This window comes from Nocardia sp. NPDC004722 (assembly GCF_053601505.1).
In genome coordinates this window covers 1-3,304 of the sequence record NZ_JBSGBY010000784.1, presented here as the reverse complement: position 1 = coordinate 3,304, position 3,304 = coordinate 1, and the positions used below count along the sequence as shown (strand labels likewise).

At 69.9% G+C, this 3,304-nt stretch carries 5 protein-coding genes; 3 read left to right on the top strand and 2 right to left on the bottom strand.

What is annotated here, in order from left to right; genetic code table 11:
• Window positions 1-1,006 (top strand): hypothetical protein (locus tag ACWELQ_RS41780; protein WP_452402521.1); only part of this gene is annotated, 1,006 nt, incomplete at its 5' end.
• A 46-nt stretch (window positions 1,007-1,052) separates the two neighbouring features.
• A complete protein-coding gene (locus ACWELQ_RS41775) occupies window positions 1,053-1,415 on the top strand; it encodes an arsenate reductase family protein (protein ID WP_452402520.1) in 363 nt (120 codons plus the stop codon).
• A gap of 95 nt (window positions 1,416-1,510) precedes the next feature.
• Here ACWELQ_RS41775 and ACWELQ_RS41770 read toward each other — a convergent pair whose 3' ends face one another.
• Window positions 1,511-1,963 carry a nitroreductase family deazaflavin-dependent oxidoreductase gene (locus ACWELQ_RS41770; protein WP_452402519.1) on the bottom strand — a complete coding sequence of 151 codons (453 nt, stop codon included), beginning with the start codon at window positions 1,961-1,963 and terminating at the stop codon, window positions 1,511-1,513.
• 127 nt (window positions 1,964-2,090) lie between these two features.
• Between ACWELQ_RS41770 and ACWELQ_RS41765 the strand changes: the two genes are divergently transcribed.
• A complete protein-coding gene (locus ACWELQ_RS41765) occupies window positions 2,091-2,780 on the top strand; it encodes a TetR/AcrR family transcriptional regulator (protein ID WP_452402518.1) in 690 nt (229 codons plus the stop codon).
• A gap of 16 nt (window positions 2,781-2,796) precedes the next feature.
• On the opposite strand, the gene ACWELQ_RS41760 is transcribed toward ACWELQ_RS41765, so the two are convergent.
• Window positions 2,797-3,144 carry a DUF4873 domain-containing protein gene (locus ACWELQ_RS41760; RefSeq protein ID WP_452402517.1) on the bottom strand — a complete coding sequence of 116 codons (348 nt, stop codon included), beginning with the start codon at window positions 3,142-3,144 and terminating at the stop codon, window positions 2,797-2,799.
• Window positions 3,145-3,304: the final 160 nt, after the last annotated feature.

Sequence of the window (3,304 nt, the reverse complement as noted above, 5' to 3'; positions counted from 1 at the left end):
AGCAGTCGCCGCTCCTCGGCCAGCAGCGGGGCGGCGCGGCTCACCTTCTCGCCCGTACGGGTACTACGCGCTGTGCGCCGCCATCGAATCCGGCGTCGGCAGCCACCTCGTCGACACCCTGCGCGCCGGGCGCGAATGGCTCGAGAGCCAGGACAACGAATTCGCCCGGGTGGCACTGGAATACCTGGAAACCGCGCCCGTGCTGCGGGAACCGCTCGCGGTGAACCTGGATCTGGCCGACCCGCTCGGCAACGGGATACCGCTGTCGGACCCGCTGGGTGACGGTGGACCGCTCGGCGACGGGGTACCGCTCGGCGGCGTGGGAGCGGCCTCGGATCCGCCGCCCGCGCCCGACGCCATGCAGACCCAGTACCTGCGCCTGGGCGACGGCGCACCGCACGTGGTCACCGGCCCGCCGCAGCCGCCCGCCGAGCAGATCGCGGGTGGTCAGACCGCCGACGCGCTCATGGAAGCCAACCGCCCCGGCATCGCCGCGGCCGCCTACCGCGCCCTCATCGACGACGCCCTCGGCACCGGCAAGCCCGACCCGCTGATCATGGGCAAGGCCACCCTCGGCCTGCTCACCGCGCTCATCTTCGACAACCGTGTCGGCGAGGCGCATTCGGTGTGGGTCGACGAGCAGGGACCCACCTATCTGGGGATCTGGTCGCTGGAGAACGGCCAGACCTCCGTGCACGACGCCATCGCCTACAACCTGGTCGCCGCGTTCCTGCACTCGCTCAGCACCGGCGACCCCAATGCCGCCAACCATGCCGTCGACTCGCTCATGCTCCGAAACGTGGAGTGGGCCTACGAGAACGACCCCCAGGTCGTGCCCGGCATGATCAACTCCTGGCGTCGCCACCTGCACGAGATCCACAACGGCGAACCCGCCCCCGAATACCGCTGGCACCTGACCCAGGCCGAACAGCGCTGGGGCCACCCGATTCCCGAAGCGGGCCTGTACTGGATGCGCCCCTACCGCTGGGTCGTCGACTGGGTCTGACGTGCCGGTGACCGACACCCCGCGCGCCGCCGCCTAGGCTGGCGGCATGGCAGCGACGGAAATCTGGCACAACCCCAAGTGCTCCAAGAGCCGCACCGCGAAGGCGGTCCTCGACGAAACCGGCACCGACTACACCGAGCGCCGCTACCTCGACAACCCGCCGTCCGCCACCGAAATTCGCGCGGCCCTGACCAAACTGGGCCTCGAACCCTGGCAGATCACCCGCACCGCCGAACCCGAGGCCAAGGAGTTGGGCGTCGTGAAGTGGGGAAAGACCCCCGCCGACCGCGACCGCTGGATCGAAGCCCTCGCCACCCACCCCCGCCTCATCCAACGCCCCATCGTCTTCACCCCCGACGGCCGCGCCTTCCTGGCCCGCGACGACGAATCCCTGAACGAACTCCGCTGACCCGGCCCCCTCACCGCCCGTCGAGTGGCACTCGCTGGAGGTGATTTGCCCGAACCTGCCGCCAGGATGTGCCAGTCGGCGGATGCGGGATGGGGTCAGGAGAGGGCGAAGACGGGGAAACCCGGTGCGATGTCGGCCAATTCGGCGTCGGTGGCGTCCTTGGTGACGCCCTCGAAGAAGCGGCCGACCTCCCAGCCCCAGCGGTCGAGGTAGGCGCGCAGGACGGGGATCTTGTCGGCGTCGGGGAGTTCGGTGGCGGTGAAGGTCTCGTGTTTGCGGCCCAGGCGCAGTTCGCCGGTGCCGGAGACGCGGAGGTTCTTGACCCATTGGGTGTGGCCGCGGGGTGCGACGAGGTAGCGGCCGGTGTCGGTGTCGAGGACATTGACGAGGGTGGTGCGCCATTCGCCGGACTTGCGGCCGCGCACCGCCAGCAGGCGGCCGCCCGCGACGTTGATGCCGAGCTTGGGCAGGGCGTTGAAGAGGCGGTTCATGATCGGGTCCAGGCCCTTGGGGCCGATGTAGCGGGTGGCGGCTTCGTGCGCGTCCATGAGGGAATCCTTTCAACTTCGAGAGCGGTGCTCTCTGTTGGGATCAGTGTGCGCGCTGGAGTGTCGAACTGTCAAGAGCAGTGCTCTCGAAATTTGGCGGTGATCCGAGACGTGGCACACTGTCCGCATGAGCGTTCCCCGGACCGCCCGCGAACGGGCCCGCGCCGAGATCACCCGCGAGATCACCGACGCCGCGCGGCGGCAACTCGCCGAATCCGGTGCGCCCGCACTGTCGCTGCGGGCCATCGCCCGCGAACTCGGCATGGTGAGTTCGGCCCTGTACCGGTACTTTCCGAGCCGCGACGATCTGCTGACCACGCTGATCATCGACGCCTACGACTCCCTAGGCGACACCGTCGAACAGGCGATCGCCGCCGCGGGCACCCCGCGCGAGCAACTGCGGGCGGCCTCGAATGCCGTGCGCGACTGGGCGATCGCGCATCCGCACGAATACGCGCTGGTGTACGGATCGCCGGTGCCCGGCTATCAGGCTCCCCAGACCACCGTCGGTCCCGCCTCACGCGCGCCCGTCGCGATGCTGAGCATCGTCTACCGGGCCTGGGAAGCGGGCACGCTGACTGTGTCGGGCGACACCCTCACCCCGGAACTCTCGGCGCAATCGGCGAACATCGCGGCCATGATCGCGCCCGGCCTCCCCGAATCGGCGGTGACACGGGCCTTCATCGCGCTGACCCAGCTGTTCGGCATGGTGAGCTTCGAACTGTTCGGCCAGCTCGACAACAGCATGGATCCGGCCGGACCGTTCTTCGATCACTCGGTGGCCGCGATGGCCGACTACATCGGGCTCGCGCGTTAGCGCGAATCCCGCTCGGCTACAGCGGGAACGGCGGCGTGCCGACCCCGGCGATCCGCAGATTGCCCCACGGATCCAACTCCTGTAACACGCCGGGCGCGGGCGCGCTGCCGGGCACGGTGAGAAAGACCTGACCGCGGCCCGGGCCGGGCAATTCGGCCCCTTCCGTAGCGGAAACGCGCCCGTACCAGTGAAATTGGCCGTCTGTCGGGTCCAGATGACCGGTCAGGGCGACCTGTACCGCCACCTCGGCGCCAGGCGCGTCCAAGAGCGCGGGCCCGCAATAGTCCGGCGTCGGTTCGGGTTCGGTGAGGGCGGCGCGTGGGTCGGGCGCGGGGGAGTGGCGACGGCCCCGCCGCCACCTCACAGCAGTCCTCGCCGCCGCCAGATCCGCTTGCCCAGCGGTCCGATCAGTCCCTGTTTGTCCAGGAACGCACCGAGAATCGCGGCCCCCAGCCCGAGCGCGCGCCGCGAATGCGGCCGATCGCCCCGCTTGGACACCTGCTGCAGTCGGGCGGCCACCGCGC

Excerpts from the sequence above, each read along its gene's own strand:
- ACWELQ_RS41775 (WP_452402520.1), top strand. The coding sequence starts at position 1,053 with ATGGCAGCGACGGAAATCTGGCACAACCCCAAGTGCTCCAAGAGCCGC.
- ACWELQ_RS41770 (WP_452402519.1), bottom strand. The coding sequence starts at position 1,963 with ATGGACGCGCACGAAGCCGCCACCCGCTACATCGGCCCCAAGGGCCTG.
- ACWELQ_RS41765 (WP_452402518.1), top strand. The coding sequence starts at position 2,091 with ATGAGCGTTCCCCGGACCGCCCGCGAACGGGCCCGCGCCGAGATCACC.